General features: G+C 64.5%; 14 protein-coding genes. 10 read left to right on the top strand and 4 right to left on the bottom strand.

The features are described 5' to 3' along the window. Nucleotides 1-96: 96 nt before the first annotated feature. The 4 genes from LDO14_RS13245 (at nt 97) to secA (ending at nt 6,021) form a co-directional block, all read left to right on the top strand. Nucleotides 97-1,065, top strand: coding sequence for a phosphoribosyltransferase family protein (locus LDO14_RS13245; RefSeq protein WP_223992113.1), 969 nt, complete (start codon nt 97-99; stop codon nt 1,063-1,065). 144 nt (nt 1,066-1,209) lie between these two features. Next, nucleotides 1,210-1,935 (top strand): ribosome-associated translation inhibitor RaiA, encoded by a 726-nt coding sequence (gene raiA / locus LDO14_RS13240; RefSeq protein WP_026265659.1) that lies wholly within the window; start codon nt 1,210-1,212, stop codon nt 1,933-1,935. 32 nt (nt 1,936-1,967) lie between these two features. After that, nucleotides 1,968-3,179, top strand: coding sequence for a crosslink repair DNA glycosylase YcaQ family protein (locus LDO14_RS13235; RefSeq protein ID WP_223992112.1), 1,212 nt, complete (start codon nt 1,968-1,970; stop codon nt 3,177-3,179). A 100-nt stretch (nt 3,180-3,279) separates the two neighbouring features. Further along, a complete protein-coding gene (gene secA / locus LDO14_RS13230; RefSeq protein ID WP_223992111.1) occupies nt 3,280-6,021 on the top strand; it encodes a preprotein translocase subunit SecA in 2,742 nt (913 codons plus the stop codon). A gap of 115 nt (nt 6,022-6,136) precedes the next feature. On the opposite strand, the gene LDO14_RS13225 is transcribed toward secA, so the two are convergent. Both LDO14_RS13225 and LDO14_RS13220 read right to left on the bottom strand, forming a co-directional pair. Then, nucleotides 6,137-6,640 carry an Rv3235 family protein gene (locus LDO14_RS13225; RefSeq protein WP_056388089.1) on the bottom strand — a complete coding sequence of 168 codons (504 nt, stop codon included), beginning with the start codon at nt 6,638-6,640 and terminating at the stop codon, nt 6,137-6,139. 104 nt (nt 6,641-6,744) lie between these two features. Continuing rightward, nucleotides 6,745-7,647, bottom strand: coding sequence for a LysM peptidoglycan-binding domain-containing protein (locus LDO14_RS13220; protein WP_223992110.1), 903 nt, complete (start codon nt 7,645-7,647; stop codon nt 6,745-6,747). 139 nt (nt 7,648-7,786) lie between these two features. On the opposite strand from LDO14_RS13220, the gene LDO14_RS13215 reads away from it, so the two are divergent. Beyond that, nucleotides 7,787-8,356, top strand: coding sequence for a hypothetical protein (locus LDO14_RS13215; RefSeq protein WP_223992109.1), 570 nt, complete (start codon nt 7,787-7,789; stop codon nt 8,354-8,356). Between the two features lie 5 nt (nt 8,357-8,361). Here LDO14_RS13215 and LDO14_RS13210 read toward each other — a convergent pair whose 3' ends face one another. Beyond that, on the bottom strand, nt 8,362-8,577 hold the full coding sequence (locus tag LDO14_RS13210; protein ID WP_018768505.1) for a helix-turn-helix domain-containing protein: 216 nt from the start codon (nt 8,575-8,577) through the stop codon (nt 8,362-8,364). Nucleotides 8,578-8,730: 153 nt separating this feature from the next. On the opposite strand from LDO14_RS13210, the gene LDO14_RS13205 reads away from it, so the two are divergent. The 4 genes from LDO14_RS13205 to LDO14_RS13190 are packed head-to-tail and all read left to right on the top strand — an operon-like array spanning nt 8,731 to nt 17,076. After that, nucleotides 8,731-9,372, top strand: a complete 642-nt coding sequence (locus LDO14_RS13205; protein WP_223992108.1) for a hypothetical protein — start codon at nt 8,731-8,733, stop codon at nt 9,370-9,372. Then, complete coding sequence (locus LDO14_RS13200) at nt 9,369-10,673, top strand: P-loop NTPase (protein WP_223992107.1); 1,305 nt, start codon at nt 9,369-9,371, stop codon at nt 10,671-10,673. Before LDO14_RS13205 ends, LDO14_RS13200 begins: the two co-directional genes overlap by 4 nt. A 55-nt stretch (nt 10,674-10,728) precedes the next feature. Continuing rightward, complete coding sequence (locus LDO14_RS13195) at nt 10,729-15,582, top strand: NAD-glutamate dehydrogenase (RefSeq protein WP_223992105.1); 4,854 nt, start codon at nt 10,729-10,731, stop codon at nt 15,580-15,582. Between the two features lie 27 nt (nt 15,583-15,609). Continuing rightward, complete coding sequence (locus LDO14_RS13190; protein WP_018768501.1) at nt 15,610-17,076, top strand: PAS domain-containing sensor histidine kinase; 1,467 nt, start codon at nt 15,610-15,612, stop codon at nt 17,074-17,076. 159 nt (nt 17,077-17,235) lie between these two features. Here the strand turns inward: LDO14_RS13190 and LDO14_RS13185 are convergent, their stop codons facing one another. After that, on the bottom strand, nt 17,236-17,484 hold the full coding sequence (locus tag LDO14_RS13185) for a WhiB family transcriptional regulator (RefSeq protein ID WP_003804966.1): 249 nt from the start codon (nt 17,482-17,484) through the stop codon (nt 17,236-17,238). Between the two features lie 325 nt (nt 17,485-17,809). On the opposite strand from LDO14_RS13185, the gene LDO14_RS13180 reads away from it, so the two are divergent. Next, a complete protein-coding gene (locus tag LDO14_RS13180; protein ID WP_223995223.1) occupies nt 17,810-18,202 on the top strand; it encodes a hypothetical protein in 393 nt (130 codons plus the stop codon). The last annotated feature ends 50 nt before the right edge of the window (nt 18,203-18,252 follow it).

The raw sequence follows: 18,252 nt of genomic DNA, 5'->3' as shown, positions 1-18,252 counted from the left end.
CAGGTTCTGCCTCCGCCGTCCCGATGGGGCCTGCCTTATGCACATAGCCCGGGCTGGCCCTCCAACTGTGACTGGGCTTCAGGCGACAGTGGAACCATGAAACGGCTCATCCGCAGGAACGGCGCGGCCGGTTCCGGCCACCGGGGGACCCGGAGGGTGGATCCGGACCTTCAACCGCCCCCGCCCTGGGCGGCGCTGCACCGGGGTGAACACGCGGCCGCCCTCCTTCGCCTTGCCGACTGGCTGGCCGGCGCCGTGGCGGATCTGCTCGCCCTGGCCGTCCCTGTGGACTGTGTCTGCTGCGGGGCCGAAGACAGCACCCTGTGCCCATCCTGTGCCAGCCGCATCCGCCAGCTGACCAGGCAGCCATTCCGGGCCGAAAGCGGAGCTCCGGCCCTTATGGATGTCGCCGGCTCCGTCGTGCTTCCCGTCGTGGCAGCGGGGGTGTACCGGGACGAGCTGGCGCAGGGACTGCTGTCGTTCAAACGGCACGGCCAGCCTCAGCTTGGCAGAAGCCTTGGCCGGGCGCTCGCATGTGCAGTCAGGGCCGCCGTCCCTGGCCCCGGCCGATGCCTCCTGGTCCCCGTGCCCACCAGCACGCCGGCCTACGTCAGCCGGGGCTTCAGCCCGGTCCACCTGCTCCTGAAGTCGGCGGCACGGCAGCATCCAGGGCTCGACGTCGCGGATGTGCTGGGCAAGACTCCAAGGCCTGGCCCCGTCCTCCCCGGCACCCGCGGATCCGGCAGCGGAAGAGGCGTGGCCGGCCAAAAAGGCCTGGGGAGGGGAGCCCGTTCCCAGCGCGTCCGGGGGTCCATGCGGGTCAAGCCCGGGGCCCGGGCAAAGGTGGCAGGGCGCCCCTGCATCATCGTTGATGACGTCCTCACAACCGGTGCCACGGTGGGCGAAGCAGCCCGCGCACTGCACCTGGCCGGCGCTGTGGTGAGGGGCGCCGTCGTGCTTGCCGCGACACGCCCGCCCGATACCCAGCAGCCGGGCTGCCGGGCCGCCGCCCTGCGTGAAAGCCCGCATGACTTAGAAAAAAATAAACCGGGAAAGGATGAATAACGGGTGGCTATGAACTAACGTCTGAGGTGGGTACCAAGAACAGAATGTACCTTTCGATGGCGGCTCGGAGAGGGGCTCGACTGTCACACAGCCCGGCCCAGGGAAGCGCCGCCGTCGTGTCACCGAAGTCATTTGGAGGGCACCATGGAGTTTATGATCAGCGGACGAAATCTGACAGTTTCAGACCGGTTCCGCGAGTATGCCGGGGAAAAGATCGCGAAAATTGAATCGCTGGGCGACAAAGTCCAGCGGGTCGACGCGAAAGTCTCCAAGGAGACCAATGCCCGGCAGACCGGCGACCAGCTGACCGTCGAGGTGACAGTCCTGGGCCGCGGACCCGTAATCCGTGCCGAAGCAAGCGCCGCAGACAAGTTTGCCGCCTTTGACCTCGCCTACAACAAACTGCTTGAGCGGCTCCGGCGGGCCAAGGACCGCAAGAAGGTCCACCACGGCCGCCACACTCCCAAGGCTGTCCGTGAGGCCACCGCCTCACTCGAGCCCGCCAGTGCCCATGAACCGCTGTATCTTGAGGCCAACCACCGGAATGAAGCGGTGGCAGCCCCCGAAGACAAATCGCCGTACGATGTTGACAACGACATCCCGGCCGGAAACTCACCGGTGCTGATCCGGCGCAAGGTCTTTCCCGCCGCATCCCTCTCCCTCGACGACGCCGTAGACAATATGGAGCTTGTGGGCCACGACTTCTATCTCTTCGTGGACAAAGCGACCAACACGCCCTCCGTCGTGTACCGCCGCCGTGGCTGGACCTATGGGGTCATTACGCTGGACCATGAATGCGAGCCGGGAGACACCGTGGTGGAGGAAAAGATTCTTGCCTACCGCTCCGACGACGCCGCCGCCAACGCTTAGGGTGGACCAAACCACCAGCAGAGAGGACTGAATTGTCAGCAACGCTGAGCCTTCACCAGGCACGGCGGATCGCATTGGCAGCGCAGGGACTCCATAAAGTACGGCCCACCGGCCCCGTGACAGCACGGGCGGTGGGCCGTACTTTTGCCCGCCTCCAACTCGTCCAGATCGACTCCGTGAACGTCCTGGTCCGCAGCCATTTCCTGCCCTTCTATTCCCGCCTTGGCAACTATGACCGGGACATCCTGCAGCGCATGTCTGCCAGCCACCCCCGCCGGATGCTGGAGTACTGGGCACACGAAGCGAGCTACATCCGGCCGGAGCATTACCAGGATCTGCTGCTGTGGCAAAAGCGCTCCTGGGTGGGCGCCTCCCGGCTGGATCCCGGGCTCCGCAACGACGTCGCAGACCGGATCCTGGCGGTCCTGGCCAGGTCCCGGCCCATGACGGCCTCCGAACTGACCGCCCGGATTGGCCACGTTGAGGAAAAACAGACAACCGACTGGGGGTGGAACTGGAACGCGGTGAAACGGGTCCTTGAACACCTCTTCGAAGAAGGGTTGGTATCGGCGGCCTCGAGGACCGGGCAATTCGAGCGCAGGTACACGCTGACAGCCAAAGTCCTCCCACGCCCTGCCGAAGCAGGAGGGGAAGTCGACCCAACAGCTGCGCTCCGCCGGCTGACCGAAGCGGCGGCCCGGGCGCATGGGATCGGAAGCATCCGCTGCTTCGCCGACTACTTCCGGACGCCCGTCAAGGCAACGGCGCTCGCCGTTGCGCACTTGGTGCAGCAGGGCAGGCTGGAACCGGTCAACGTGCCGGGGTGGGGGAGGGACGTGTTCCGGCATGTCGAGGCTGTACTGCCGCGGCGTGCCACCGGCCGGGCCCTGTTGAGCCCGTTTGATTCCATGGTCTTTGAACGCCGGCGCCTGCTGGAACTGTTCGGCTTCCATTACCGGATCGAGATCTACACCCCGGAGCCCAAACGGCGCTACGGCTATTACGTCCTGCCGTTCCTGCTGCGCGACAGGATGGTGGCCAGGGTTGACTTGAAGGCGGACCGGACGGGTGGCCGTCTGCTGGTGAGAGCCGCCTTTGCCGAGCCGGACGCACCCGCGGACACCGCCGTCGAACTCGCTGCCGAGCTGAGGCTGATGAGGCAGTGGCTTGGCCTGCCGGATGTGGAAGTGGGGCCGGCAGGAGACCTCGCTGCAAAGCTTGCCCATGAGCTGGCACGGCTGTAAGGAGTATCCGCTCTCAGGGAAAAGGGGGCACCGGCCGCGTGTCTCTCCCGTAGACTGAACACGCCAGAATTCGGCGGCATCAGACTGGGAGCATCTTCACGTGGCATCACTTATCGAAAAAATTCTCCGCACGGGTGACAAGAAAACACTCCGGCAGCTGCGGAACTATGCCGATTCCATCAACGCCCTCGAAGACTCATTCAAGACCTTTACCGACGCAGAGTTGCGTGAGGAGACTGACCGTCTCCGCGAACGCCACCAGGACGGTGAAAAGCTCGAAGACCTGCTTCCGGAGGCTTTTGCCGCCGTGCGCGAAGCGTCCTCGCGGACCCTGGGGATGCGCCACTTCGATGTCCAGCTGATGGGCGGCGCTGCCCTGCATTTGGGGAACATCGCTGAAATGAAAACCGGTGAAGGCAAGACCCTGGTGGCGACCGCTCCCGCCTACCTGAACGCCCTCACCGGCAAGGGTGTCCACGTGGTCACCGTCAACGATTACCTGGCCGAATACCAGTCCGAACTCATGGGCCGTGTCTACCGCTTCCTCGGCCTCACCAGCGGCGTCATCCTCGCCAACCAGGATCCTGCCGTGCGCCGCCAGCAGTACGCCGCGGACATCACCTATGGAACCAACAACGAGTTCGGGTTCGATTACCTGCGCGACAACATGGCCTGGGACCGGAACGAACTGGTCCAGCGCGGCCACAACTTCGCCATCGTCGACGAAGTCGACTCCATCCTTATCGATGAAGCGCGTACGCCGCTCATCATCTCCGGCCCTGCCCAGGGGGACACCAACCGCTGGTACAGCGAGTTCGCCAAAGTGGTGCTCCGGCTGCAGCCGGACAAAGACTACGAAGTCGATGAAAAGAAGCGCACCGTCGGCGTCCTGGAGAGCGGAATCGAAAAGGTCGAGGACTACCTTGGCATCTCCAACCTGTACGAATCCGCGAACACGCCGCTGATCGGGTTCCTGAATAACGCCATCAAGGCCAAGGAACTGTTCAAGCGGGACAAGGACTACGTCATCCTGGACGGTGAAGTCCTGATCGTTGACGAGCACACCGGCCGCATCCTGGCCGGGCGACGCTACAACGAAGGCATGCACCAGGCGATCGAGGCCAAGGAAGGCGTCGAGATCAAGGCGGAAAACCAGACCCTGGCCACAGTTACCCTGCAGAACTACTTCCGCATGTATGACAAGCTTTCCGGCATGACCGGCACCGCCGAGACTGAGGCGGCCGAGTTCATGAGCACCTACAAGCTCGGCGTGGTGGCCATCCCCACCAACCGGGACATGCAGCGGATAGACCAGCCGGACCTCGTGTTCAAGAATGAGGTTGTCAAGTTCGACGCCGTGGTGCGGGACATCGCCGAACGCCACGAAAAAGGCCAGCCTGTCCTCGTGGGCACCACCAGCGTGGAGAAGAGCGAGTACCTGTCCAAGCTGCTCGCCAAGGAAGGCATCCGGCACGAAGTCCTGAACGCCAAGAACCACGCCCGCGAAGCCGCCATTGTCGCCCAGGCGGGCCGGAAGGGCGCAGTCACCGTGGCCACCAACATGGCCGGCCGCGGCACCGACATCATGCTCGGGGGCAACGCGGAGTTCACCGCCGTGACCGAGCTTGCCAAGCGCGGGCTGGACCCCGAGGAGAACTCGGAAGAATACGAGGCAGCCTGGCCTGCGGCACTTGAAGCTGCCAAGCAGTCCGTGAAGGACGAACACGAGGAAGTCCTGGACCTCGGGGGCCTCTATGTCCTGGGCACCGAGCGCCATGAGTCACGCCGCATCGACAACCAGCTCCGCGGCCGTTCCGGCCGCCAGGGCGATCCCGGGGAATCCCGGTTCTACCTCTCGCTGACAGACGACCTTATGCGGCTCTTCAACTCGGGAGCCGCGGAACGGCTGATGAACAGCTCGGTCCCGGACGACGTCGCGCTCGAATCCAAGCTTGTCTCGCGTGCCATCGCGTCCGCGCAGGGCCAGGTGGAAGGCCGGAACGCCGAGCAGCGCAAGAACGTGCTGAAGTACGACGACGTCCTGAACCGTCAGCGTGAAGCGATTTACAGCGACCGCCGGCGCATCCTTGAGGGCGATGACCTGCACGAGAAGGTGCAGTTCTTCATCGAAGACACCATTACGGCGCTGATCGACGCCGCAACGGCGGAGGGGAACGGTGACGACTGGGACTTCCACCAGCTGTGGACCAACCTCAAGACGCTCTACCCGGTCAGCGTTTCGGCGGAAGACATCATCGAGGAAGCCGGGGGCAAGTCCAGGGTCACCGTGGAGCTGCTGAAGGAGGAAATCCTCTCTGACGCCCGCCTGGTGTACCAGGCCCGCGAGGAGGTCATCGGCTCCGAAAGCATGCGCGAGCTCGAGCGCAGGGTGGTCCTGTCCGTCATCGGCCGCAAATGGCAGGAACACCTCTACGAGATGGACTACCTGAAGGAAGGGATTGGCCTGCGCGCCATGGCACAGCGCGATCCGCTGGTGGAGTACCAGCGCGAGGGCTTCGCCATGTTCCAAAGCATGATGGAAGCCATCCGCGAGGAAAGCGTTGGATTCCTCTACAACCTTGAGGTGGAAGTAACCCCCGCCCAGGATGTAGTAGTACAGGATGCCGCCGGCGGGCATACCGAGCACGTTGACCCCCAGGTTCACGCCGCCGGCCTCGAAGCCCCCGAGAAGCCTGCGCAGCTGCAGTACACGGCTCCCTCGGAAAGTGGAGGAACCCAGACACGCGTGGAAACGCGCGGCGGAAGCGGTCGCTCCGGCAATCCTGCCAAGGCAGCTGCCCAGGATGCAGCCAAACGCCCCGCGAAAAAGAAGAAGCGCTAGCAGGACAGCTGCAGGTACCCGCCGGCGGCGGCAAACAGGGCAGGGACGGACGCGTCCCTGCCCTGTTTGCCGCCGCCTGTTCCGTACCACCGCACGCCCCAGGTATTTCGACGGGTCAGCCGATGACAAGCTCAACAACCCGCCACACCTGCTTGCTGCGCTCAAGCCGGACAGCTACGGCACGGGCCCGCACATCATCCACCACTACAGCACTGGCCTCATAGATTCCGTCGGCCACTTCACAGACCCGCACGGAGCGGACTGTTGAATTCCGGTGGAGCCGGGCCAATGCAGGATTGCCGGTCCTGGTGAGCTCGCGCCTGATCAGCGCTGCCCGGTGCTGCAGCGATGCCAGGCAGCGCGGATCCAGGCGCCGCGCCAACTGCTGGATGGGGCGGGTACCGGCCAGGACCTCCATGGAAGCCTGAACTGTCCCGCGGGTAATGGCCCTGACCTCCGCAGCCTCGCTAACTGGCCGCAGCGATGGAGGGGTTGCCCCGGTGGATTGGCCGGAGCGGGTTGGCGTCGACACAGGCAGCGGCTTTGCGGAACCGGCACCTCCCTGCCTGGACTCGGCGGCCGGACCTTCAACGGCCCGGATAGGTGTCACTGCGGTCATGGCGTTCCCCTTGGTTGGTGTGACTGGTGATTAGGCTTGCTTCTGGTTCGACGTGATGTTGGTGCTTTGACCGGTTATTGGTGCGACCGGGTCACTGGCAGCGGCTACGACGCTGCCGGCGCCTGGAGTATCTGGCCTGGAAGCAGGACATCCGGGCTTCCACCGATCAGTGCACGGTTCGCGGCGTACCAGCGCGGCCATTCAAGGGCGATGTCCACATCCGATGCCTCCGGGCCCAAATGGGTGGCTACGATGTCCCACAGCGTGTCGCCCGCGAGGACCGTCACTGCCTTTACAGGGCCACCCCTGCCATTGGCACCAGGGCCACTGCCGTCCCACTCCGCGGCGGTCCTGGTTTCCGGTGCGGCCAGCAGGCCGGGCTCCACCACAGGGGGAGCGGGCTGCCAACCGGGGTCGATCGGAGTGACGGTTGGCGGCGCAATGGAATTCGTTGCCGGCGACGGCCCTTCCTGGCCGGCTGGCGCTGCTGCAACCGGGAGAGGCGGGTTTTTGACGCGCACACCGCCCGGGCTGTCGCTGACCCTGGGCAGCGGACCATCTTGGGGAGCCGCCGGGTCTGACGGAGCCGACGACGCCACGTGTGCCTGTGTAGGCGTCCACTCGGGCCCGGGAGCGCTTAGGACCGCCGCATGTGCGGCGACACCTGACGCAAGTTGTATTGAGAGTGCCGCGACAACTGCCCTCCGCATGAAAGCGGGCGAGAGCCTCCGCGCGGCCGCTGCGGCCCGCCGTCGTCCCAGGCGTTCCAGCAGAACGGATGCCCCGGCGGTCAGGATCGAGACACCCCACCAGAGGAGAAGGCCAATGCCGGTGGCCGCTGTGGTCCCACCCAGGAGGAGGTCCACGGATTCGCCCTGGTGCCGGGCCATGGATTCCTGCCACTGGGACAACAGGCCCGTTCCGAGGAAGCAGAGCAGAATGCCGAGTACCAACAGGGCCAGGACCATGCAGGCATCCGACCATTGGATTTTGTCTCCCCGGCCCATTAGTACTCCTTTGATAGCGTTTAATGCTGTTTATTGATGTTTGAATCAGTTTGGACCGCGATCAAAGTATTTGTCCATACGTTGGAATGAAAAAGACGGCGCATTGACGGGCCGGACAGGGGGACCCTACGCTGGCGGAATGCGCTGGGATGCACTCTTCAATGACATGGAAAGCCAGCTTGCGGAGGCTGAGCGGCTGGCGCTGGACAGTGAGGTCAACGAGCGCGCGCGGGCAGAAATGGTGAGCCTGCCCCTTGAAGGCAGGTTGCGCGCCGCTGTTGGGTACCGGATCGGTGTTCAGCTCATCTGCGGCGAAACGGTGCACGGGGAACTGACGCATGCTGGAGCGGATGCACTGGTCCTGGATGAAGGCCAGCACCAGGTGCTCATCCCCTATGCGGCGGCGGCACGCTACGTTGGCCTGGGCAGGCACGTATTGGCGGAGACTTCACCGGTCCGCCGGTCGATCGGATTGGCGCATGCCCTGCGTGGCCTGGCGCGCGACCGGGCGGAGCTCTCGGTAACGATTGGTGGTGGAGCCGGGACCAGCAGGCTGGCAGGCGTGATCGACCGTGTTGGCAGGGACTACATCGACCTGGCCATGGTCAATACCGGGGAGCCCCGGAGGGGTCACAGTGTAGGCCAGGTTTCAGCAATACCTTTCACGGCCCTGGCCATGATCAGGTCATACAAACCCGGGGGGAGCTAGCGGCGTCAGACGGACTTCGAGCGCGATTCCTGGATCATGCGGCTGGCCTCGGCGTAGCGTTCCTCGATGTACTGCTCCAGCATCTTCTCTTCGACCCGCCATTGCCCGCGGCCACCCACCTGGATAGCCTTCAGCTCACCGCTGCGGACCAGGGCGTAGGCGGCAGGGGAATTGATCTGGAGCTGCTCCGCGACGTCGGCGAGTGTGAGGAACCTGGGCATGTATCCATTTTGCCATCAAGTGGCTCATTTTGTGGCTGTTATCCACAGATTGGCGCCATTTAGACAAATGACTTTTGTTCACCGGGCCATGCGGTAACAATGAGGAGTCCGGCCAGAGCGGACAGGTTCGGTATACCTGGGGGGGAGAACGGTATGGTTCCTGATTCAAGTGCAACTGCAGCGCGGCTTAAGCGTCCATCGTGGAAGGACCCCCGGCTGCTGGTTGGCGTTCTCCTGGTCCTGGTGTCCGTCGCCGGAGTCGTCTTCCTTGTCGGAAGTGCAGACCGCACCACCGAGGTCTACGCCGCACGGGACGGCATAGCCGTTGGTGAGCGCCTGACGCCCGACAATGTAGTCCGCGCCAAGGTCCGGCTGGGCGATGCCGAACAGCACTACATCACTGTCGAGGCCGGCCTGCCCCAGGACGTGGTCGCGTTGCAAAGAATCGCAAAAGACCAACTGGTTCCCAGGGCAAGCCTCGGTACGGTGGATCGGCTGGACCGGAAGCCCGTCGCCCTCAGCGTTGAGCCGACCTTGCCGTCACAGGCAGTTGCCGGTGCCCGCGTGGACGTCTGGGTGGCACAGCCGGATGCGAAGAATGGATTCAGCGAGCCCAGGCTGATCCTTCCCGGAGCGGAAATTGCAGAGGTCTCCACGGGATCCACCGCTCTTGGATCGTCAAAGACCACTGTGCTGATGGTCCTGGTGGAGGACAAGCAGATGCCTGCGTTGCTGGGGGCCCAGGCAAACGAGGCCAAGATCTCCGTGGTGTGGAATCCGGGCGGCGCCCGATGAACATTCCCGTTGTCACCGTCGGCCAGAGCCGCGAGGACCTGGTGGGCGGGCTCGAAAGACTCCACGGCCCGGTCACGGTGGTTCGCAGGTGCGCTGAACTTCCCGAACTGCTTGCTGCCTGCCAGAGCGGGCTGGCGAGGGCGGCAGTCGTGGCAGAGGGTTCAGAGGGGCTGACCGCGTCCCTGGTTGACCGTCTTGGAGCTGTTGGCGTGGCGATCGTCGCGCTGACCGATAACGCGGAGGAGGCAGCCAGACTCCGCACGATAGGTGTCGCTTCGGCGCTGTCGGGCGTTGAGTCCGCGGAGCTTTCGGACAGGATCGCGGACGCCGTCGCCCAGCTGACCGGCGCGCTTCGTCCGGCGAACCTCAGCGCGCCCGCCGATACCGCTGCTGCACTGGCACCGGATCCCGTTGTGCCGGCGGTGGACGAGGAGGGGCGCGGGGCCGGGAAGCTGATCGTTGTTTGGGGTCCCGCCGGATCTCCGGGACGTACAACGGTTGCTGTGAACATCGCCGGTGAGATGGCAGCCGACGGCCGGTCAGTCCTGCTGGTCGACGCCGACACGTACGGCGCAAGCGTGGCGGCAGTGCTGGGACTCCTGGATGAGTCAGCCGGGCTTGCCCAGGCGTGCAGGCTTGCAGACCAGGGCCTGCTGGACGCCGAGGCACTGCGGAAGGTGGCCGCCACGGTCGCCACCACGGCCGGGACGTTCCGGGTGCTGACCGGCATAACCCGGGCCGATCGGTGGACGGAACTCCGCGCCCCTGCCCTGGGACTGGTCCTTGAGCGGGCCCGGCAGATTGCCGACGTTGTGGTGGTGGACACCGGGTTTTGCCTTGAGGCGGATGAGGAACTGAGCTTTGACACCACGGCGCCTCGACGGAACGCGGCGACACTGCGTCCGCTGGAACTGGCGGACACTGTGTACGCCGTCGGCGCTGCTGATCCCGTGGGTGTTCCACGGCTGGTCCGTGCACTTGCCGAGCTGGAGGGCGCAGTCCCGCACGCATCGCCCACAGTCGTAATGAACAAGGTGCGTTCGTCGTCCGTGGGAAGGGCCCCCGAGCGCCAACTGCGGGATGCGTGGGAACGGTACGGCCCCGCGTCCAGCCTCAAGGCATTCCTGCCTTACGACCCTGTCGCCGCCGACGCCGCACTCCTGGCGGGATCACTGCTGATCGAAGCGTCGCCCGAATCGACCCTCCGGCGCGCTATCCGGGAACTGGTTTGTGCACCCGACCAGCGAAAGTCCAAATCATCTGTATTTTCTTCCACACCGCGGCGAAGGGCAAAGGACTAGGCTCGCCATAAGAGCTGCAAAGGTGCGGCGAGAATTTCTGATGGAGGCGTTGTCGATGTCGTCTGGATCCAGTGTGGAGGACCAGCCCCTCTCCATTGAAAGCCTTGAAGGCTTCATGGGGGACTACTACCAGCACCTGGCTGAGGAGGATGCCCGAAGCTACCCCCGCGACGTACTGGAGTCCCGGGCCGAGGAACACCGCCGGACAGCATCAGGACGGCAGCCCGGGCAGGCGAAGATCTCGATCGTCGACGAAGAGGACAGCAGCGTCATCTTTGTCGTCACCGACGACATGCCGTTTCTTGTCGACTCCGTGAACTCAGAACTGGTCAGGCAGCACGCCGCCATCAAGCTTGTGGTCCACCCGCTTTTCGTGGCCACCAGGAACCGGGAAACGGGCGAACTGGTCAAGGTCAACAGGGTCCCCGCGCACTTGGGCATATCAAGTGGGGATACCGCGGCAATGCCAAACCTCTCCCACCTCATCGCGCAGGGTGAGAACGCGTCGCACATGGAGTCGTGGATCGCCGTCGAAATCCAACGCGTCTCCGACGACGTGAAGGCGTCCCTGCTCGCCGGCCTGACCCGCGTGCTGAAAGACGTGCGCGCCGCCGTCGAAGACTGGCCCAAAATGCGCCAAAAGGCCCTGGAAATCGCCGAAAGCCTGGACCGGGTAGCCAATCCCGCCCAGATTGCCGAACTGCGGCAGGCCAAGGACCTGCTGCGGTGGCTTGACGAAGGGAACTTCACGTTCCTCGGCTACCGTGAGTACGACCTTCTCAACGTGGACGGCGAAGACGTCCTCGAACTGCGCGAGGACAGCGGCCTCGGGCTGCTGCGCGCGGCCGCCGACTCCCCGCACATCCAGCACCTCACTGATACCGGCCGTAAGAAGGCCCGCGAAAAGCGTGCACTGGTCATCACGAAGGCCAATTCACGGTCCACCGTCCACCGCTCGGCCTACCTGGACTACATCGGCATCAAAAGCTTCGACGCCGCGGGCAACGTCAACGGGGAGCGCCGTTTCATCGGTCTTTTCGCCACCAGCGCCTACGCCGGCTCCGTCCGCGATATTCCCATTGTCCGGGAGAAAGTGGATGCCGTGCTGCAGAGCGCGGGTTTCCCGCCGGACTCGCACTCGGGCAAGGACCTCCTGGGAATCCTCGAAACCTACCCCCGGGATGAACTTTTCCAGATCGAAATTCCCGACCTTGCCGCCACCGCGCTGGGAATCCAGAAGCTGCAGGAACGGCGGCGTACCCGCCTGTTCCTGAGGCCGGACATCTACGGCCGGTTCATGTCCGCCGTCGTTTACCTGCCGCGCGACCGTTACACCACCAACGTCCGGCTTCGCATAGAACAGGAACTGCGGGAAACGTTCCAGGCGGTCTCGATTGATTACGAAGCCCGTATGACGGAGTCCGCCCTCGCCAGGCTGTTCTTCCGTATTCGGCTGCCCAAGGATGCCGACGTCAGCCACGTCAACAGCGATGAGCTGGAAAAGCGGCTGGTCCGGGCCGCAAGGTCATGGAGTGAAGGCATCGCGGAAGTCCTGCGTGAAGGGCGGGATGCGACCGAAGCCAAGGAACTCGCCGCTGTCTGGGCCGAAGCGTTCCCGGCCAGCTACCGCGTGGACTACGAAGTAGAGGACGCGCTTGAGGACATTGCGCGTTTCGAAAAGTACGGGGCCGCCGCGGAGCGGACCACCGGCGCGCGGCAGGAACGGCCGGGCGTCCACGTGTACCTTCCAGAAGGGGCCGGCGCCACCCTGGAAGAGGATGCAAGGGTCAAGCTCTACATGTTGGAGCCCAAGAGCCTGAGCCAGATTTTGCCGTACTTCCATAATCTCGGACTCGAGGTCCTGGATGAACGGCCGTTTGAAATCGAAACAGCAGACCACCGCGACTTCTTCCTGTACGACCTGGGTTTGAAATACCCGGCCGGCGTGGACCCGATGTCAACCGGAGAGCTTCTCGCGGAATCCTTCGGGGCGGCTGTCACCGGCGCTGCGGAATCGGACAGCTTTGACCGGCTGGTGCTGAGGGAGGGCCTGCACTGGCGGCAGATCACCGTACTGCGCGCCTATGCCCGTTACATGCGCCAGATGGGCAACAGCAGCTCCTTCGGCTTCATGGCGGACACGCTCCTCGCGAACCCCAACGTGACAAGGGGCCTCACGGCGCTCTTTGCCGCCCGCTTTGACCCGGCCTTGACTGACGGAGACCGGTCCGAGGCACAGGCCTCCGTGGGACGGGACCTGGCAGCATCCATCGAAAAGGTGGCAACGCTGGACGCCGACCGCGTGCTGCGCACCTTCGTCAACCTCATTGAGGCCACGCTTCGCACCAACTTCTACCAGGACAAGCCGCACCTGAGCTTCAAGCTGAATCCCGCGCGGATCGAAGGACTGCCCTTCCCGCGGCCCATGTTTGAAATTTGGGTTTACTCCCCACGAGTTGAGGGTGTGCACCTTCGGTTCGGCAAGGTGGCGCGTGGCGGACTGCGCTGGTCTGACCGGCGGGAGGATTTCCGGACGGAGGTCCTGGGCCTGGTGAAGGCGCAGACGGTCAAGAACGCCGTCATCGTGCCAACCGGTGCCAAGGGCGGCTTCTTCGCCAAGCAGCTTCCCGATCCCGCCACGGACCGCGCCGCCTGGATGGCCGAGGGCGTCGAAAGCTATAAGACGTTCATCCGTGGGCTGCTGGATCTAACTGACAACCTTCTCACGGAAGGCGGCGGCGAACGGCTCGTGCCGCCGTCGAACGTTGTCAGGCATGACGACGACGACTCCTACCTGGTGGTCGCGGCGGACAAGGGAACGGCTACTTTCTCAGACATTGCCAACAGCCTTTCCGCGGAGTACGGCTTCTGGCTTGGCGACGCCTTCGCCTCCGGCGGCTCCGTGGGGTACGACCACAAGGCCATGGGCATCACGGCCCGCGGCGCCTGGGAATCGGTCAAGCGGCACTTCAGCGAGCTGGACCTGGATACCCAGACCGAGCCGTTCACGGTGGTGGGTGTGGGGGACATGTCCGGTGACGTGTTTGGCAATGGGATGCTCCTGTCCCGGCACATCCGCCTGCTGGCTGCCTTCGACCACCGGCACATCTTCCTGGACCCGGAGCCGGACGAGGAGTCCTCGTTTGCGGAGCGGCAGAGACTTTTCGAGCTGCCCCGGTCCTCGTGGGACGACTACGACAAGTCGCTGATCAGTGAAGGCGGCGGGGTCTTCGCCCGGCAGGCCAAGTCCATTCCCGTGTCCACGCAGGTTCGGACCGCGCTGGGGCTCCCGGCGGACACCACTGAACTCAGCCCTCCCGAGCTGCTGCGTGCCATCCTGCTGGCGCCTGCCGACCTTCTCTACAACGGCGGTATCGGTACCTACGTCAAGGCGAGTTCCGAATCCAACGCATCCGTGGGGGACAAAGCCAACGATGCCATCCGCGTCAACGGCCGGGACCTGCGCGTCAAGGTGGTGGGTGAAGGCGGAAACCTGGGCATGACCCAGCGCGGACGTATCGAGGCAGCGTTGCAGGGCGTCATTCTCAACACGGACGCGATCGACAACTCCGCCGGCGTGGACTGCTCGGACCACGAAGTGAACATCAAGATCTTCGTTGACCGGATGGTTGCGGCTGGCAAACTGCCGGCCGGTGAGCGGGCCGACTTCCTCGCCTCCATGACCGATGAGGTGGGCCGGCTGGTCCTCGAAGACAACATCGACCAGAACATCCTGCTGCTGAACGACAGGACCCGCGTCGCGGAGTGGAGCCCGAGCTACGAGCGGCTCATGGACTGGCTGGAGAAGAGCGCCGACTTGAATCGCGACCTGGAAGCGCTGCCCAGCACGGCAATGCTCCGGGACCGGCTGCAGCAAGGCCAGGGCCTGACTTCTCCCGAGCTTTCGGTGCTGGCCGCCTACGCCAAGATCGAGCTTGCATCGGCGCTGCGGGACAGCGACCTTGCCGATGACCCGTGGTTCCGGCAGACGCTGCGTTCCTACTTCCCGCACCAGGTGCGGGAACGCTTCGATGCGGAACTGGACACCCACCCCCTGCGCCGCGAGATTATCGCCACCGTGGTGGCGAACGACATGATCAACCTGGGCGGCATCACCTTCGCCTTCCGCGTCATGGAGGAAACCTCGGCCAGTGAAGTGGCCGTGGCCAAGGCATTCGTGGCGCTGCGCGAGGTGTACGAACTGGATGCGATGGTGGGCGAGCTGAACAGCCTGCCTGCCTCGTTCCCCACGGAGCACTGGAGCACCGTCCACCTGGACATCCGCCGGCTTCTGGACCGTGCGGTCCGGTGGCTGCTGAGCCAGGAGAGCGTTTCACGCCCCATCGCCGACGTGGTGGCCGAGTTCAAGCCGCTCATGGATCCCATGCGGGCCCGGCTGCTGGACTACCTGCGCGGCGACGACCGCGAGCGGGTGGCGGAATGGCTGGCGAAGGGCCGCGAGTGGCAACTGCCCGAAGGCCTTGCCCTGCGCTGGGCAGAACTGTTCGAGAGCTTCGTGCTGCTGGACATCGCAAAGATCGCCCGGACCCGGAAAGACCCGGTGGAGCAGATCGCCGCCGTCTACTACACGGTGTTCAACCGGTTCCATGCCGACTCGCTGCTGGAGCGGATCAGCAGCCTGCCCCGACAGGACCGGTGGCAGGCGCTGGCAAGGGCTGCCCTGCGCGACGATCTGTACTCAACGGTGTCGGACATGACGACGGCGGTGCTGGACGCTACGTCTGCCGCCGACGCCCCCGATGCACGGCTCAAGGACTGGGAGGCACAAAATGCCGAGCAGCTGGGCAGGGCAAAGAGCATGTTCGACGAGGTGAATGCACTCGAGGCCGACGACATGGCCTCGCTGTCGGTAGCATTGAGGCTCTTGAGGTCAATCGTCCGACGCTAGCAATCCGGCGTCGCAAATGGAGGTGCAGTGGCAATCTTTACGGACCCTATCAGGGAACATGCTGATTTCGGGCCGGGCGATGCCGAATGGCTGCACCTCCTGGTGGGGGACTGGCAGATGGTCGCGGACTTGGCGTTCGCCGACCTGGCGCTCTGGTTCCCCCACCCGGAGCTTGGCTACATCGCTTTGGCGCACGTACGCCCGTCCACCACACACACGGCGTTCCACAGCGACTTCGTCGGCGAGGGAATCCGGTCAGACCTGCAACCGCTCGTGGACAAAGCCTGGAACTCCCGTTCCATTGAGCGCTCCAGCGAGACGAACTGGAACAGCGAGATGGCGCTGCGGGTGGAGGCCGTCCCCATGGTCCGCAACGGACGGACCCTTGCGGTAGTCACCACCCATATGGACCTCTCCAGTTCACGCATGCCGTCACGGCTGGAGTTGACCTACCGCCAGTGCGCCTACGACCTCCTGCGGATGGGCACGCTTGGGTTGTGGCCCGACTTCGCCTCACCTACCGGCTCCCGCCGGGGCGCGCCCCGCGTAGGGGACGGCCTCATCCGGCTGGATGCCGATGGCGTGGTCCAGTACGCCAGTCCCAACGGAGTGTCGGCCTTCCGGCGCCTGGGTGACGGCGAATCCCTGGAAGGGCGCTCGCTCGCCGAAGTCACCGCCGGCCTGCTCAAGGACCGGCGCATGGTCGATGAGACCCTGCCGCTGGTTGTCACCGGACGCATGCCATGGCGCAGCGAGATCGAGTCCCGCGGGGTCAGCCTGTCCCTGCGGGCCATTCCGCTCCGGGACGAACAGCAGCGGTTCGGCGCCCTGGTTCTCTGCCGTGACGTCTCCGAATTGCGCCGACGCGAAATGGAGCTGGTGACCAAGGACGCCACCATCCGGGAGATCCACCACCGGGTCAAGAACAATCTCCAGACCGTGGCTGCGCTCTTGCGGATGCAGTCCAGGCGCATGGTCAGCGATGAGGCGAAGCAGGGCCTGGAGCAGGCGATGCGGCGCGTTGCCACGATCGCGCTGGTCCACGAGACATTGTCGCAGGGCCTGACGCAAAGTGTTGATTTCGACGAACTGATCGGGCGCCAGTTCAGGCTGTCTGCTGAGGTGGCCTCCCCGTCGCAGCAGGTCCGGACCGAACGGTCAGGGACCTTCGGTGAACTTCCCAGCGATCTTGCCACCCCGCTGGCCCTCGTCATCAACGAACTGGTGACCAACGCTGTGGAGCATGGCCTTGAAGGAAGGGCAGGAACAGTCTGGCTTGTTGCCGACCGGTCCGAAGGGGACGACGGCGAAGAACTGACTGTGACCATCGCCGATGACGGGGTGGGTCTTCCGCAGACTCCGCACGTTGAGGGGCTCGGGCTTCAGATCGTGCGCACGCTTGTCACCAGCGAGTTGGGCGGGACCATCACGTGGGAGCGCCGCGAGGGCGGCGGGACCGAGGTCAAGATCCGGCTCAGCCTGGCCGGGAAGTAGGGGGTACCGGTCCGGCCACAGATCCAAGGGCCGGACGGTGAGTAATACAGGCACCGTAGAACAGATCGAGGCCCCTGGACGATCCATGTGGATTGTCCAGGGGCCTCTGTTCTGCGGTTGCTAGGTCCGATGCTGACCGGCCTGCGGTGCCGTGCCTTCCTAGGAGGCGCGGCGCGCGCGGGCGGCGCGCCGTTTAAGCGCGCGGCGCTCGTCTTCGCTCATGCCGCCCCATACGCCGGCGTCCTGGCCGGACTCGAGGGCCCACTGCAGGCAGGTGTCTACGACAGGGCACCGGCGGCAGACGCTCTTGGCTTCCTCGATCTGCAGGAGGGCAGGTCCTGTGTTCCCAACGGGGAAAAACAGTTCCGGGTCCTTGTCAAGGCACGCTGCGCGGTTACGCCAATCCATGCTGATCAGTTGCTCCATTTCTGGGAAATGCCTTTGTGAAATTATTCACTAGTGGCTACAAAGGAAAGGGGCCCTCAGGGCCCCCTTGGTCATCTGCATCAAGCCTGTCATGTTAACGCTGTGTAAACAAGGGGTAATAACGCTTGATATCCGCTGAAACCTGAGCGATGCATCACAGTGTCGGCTCCCGCCCTCACCAGTGTCCGACTATGTCCGGTAGGGTGCCAGTGTGTCAAGACCCCCGGTAAACCCAGCAGGCGCCCCCTCTTCTCCTGATGAGCCCCGTGACGGTGCTGACCCCTGGGCCGGCGATCGTCCGGCAACCGTGCCGGCCGCGGCCAAGGTGGTGGCCATTGTGACTGCTGCAGAGGCGACGGCTTTGCTGGCAGCCGCCGGGTGGTACGCCTACGAGCTGCTCAGCGGGAGCCCTGTGCTGTCCTTCTGGGGTGCCGTCTTCACCTTGGGGCTCCTGCTTGCTTTCTCCGCGTGGCTGTTTGCGGTGTCCGTCTTTTTGTACAGGGGCTACCGCTGGACCCGGGCGGCCGCATTGGTGGCCCAACTGTTCGTCCTGACCATAGGCGTACCTGCCATAACCAGCGGCCTGGTCCTTGCCGGGTTGGCGATGCTGGTACCCGCTGTTATCGCCATCGTCTTCCTGTTCTCCAACAACGTGATCAACCATGCCTCCCGAACCGGAAGTGCTCCGCCCGCACTTTGACCTGCAGCGCGGGGCCTGGCCGCCTCTCCGCGGGACGGCGTTCGACGGGC

The sequence above is a fragment of the Arthrobacter sp. NicSoilB11 genome (genome assembly GCF_019977375.1).
In the GTDB taxonomy this organism is placed as follows: domain Bacteria; phylum Actinomycetota; class Actinomycetes; order Actinomycetales; family Micrococcaceae; genus Arthrobacter.
The sequence above is the reverse complement of the archived record's forward strand: the minus strand, read 5'-3'. Positions and strand labels throughout refer to the sequence as shown.

Excerpts from the sequence above, each read along its gene's own strand:
- LDO14_RS13245 (WP_223992113.1), top strand. The coding sequence starts at position 97 with ATGAAACGGCTCATCCGCAGGAACGGCGCGGCCGGTTCCGGCCACCGG.
- raiA (WP_026265659.1), top strand. The coding sequence starts at position 1,210 with ATGGAGTTTATGATCAGCGGACGAAATCTGACAGTTTCAGACCGGTTC.
- LDO14_RS13225 (WP_056388089.1), bottom strand. The coding sequence starts at position 6,640 with ATGACCGCAGTGACACCTATCCGGGCCGTTGAAGGTCCGGCCGCCGAG.
- LDO14_RS13220 (WP_223992110.1), bottom strand. The coding sequence starts at position 7,647 with ATGGGCCGGGGAGACAAAATCCAATGGTCGGATGCCTGCATGGTCCTG.
- LDO14_RS13215 (WP_223992109.1), top strand. The coding sequence starts at position 7,787 with ATGCGCTGGGATGCACTCTTCAATGACATGGAAAGCCAGCTTGCGGAG.
- LDO14_RS13210 (WP_018768505.1), bottom strand. The coding sequence starts at position 8,577 with ATGCCCAGGTTCCTCACACTCGCCGACGTCGCGGAGCAGCTCCAGATC.
- LDO14_RS13205 (WP_223992108.1), top strand. The coding sequence starts at position 8,731 with ATGGTTCCTGATTCAAGTGCAACTGCAGCGCGGCTTAAGCGTCCATCG.
- LDO14_RS13200 (WP_223992107.1), top strand. The coding sequence starts at position 9,369 with ATGAACATTCCCGTTGTCACCGTCGGCCAGAGCCGCGAGGACCTGGTG.
- LDO14_RS13195 (WP_223992105.1), top strand. The coding sequence starts at position 10,729 with ATGTCGTCTGGATCCAGTGTGGAGGACCAGCCCCTCTCCATTGAAAGC.
- LDO14_RS13185 (WP_003804966.1), bottom strand. The coding sequence starts at position 17,484 with ATGGATTGGCGTAACCGCGCAGCGTGCCTTGACAAGGACCCGGAACTG.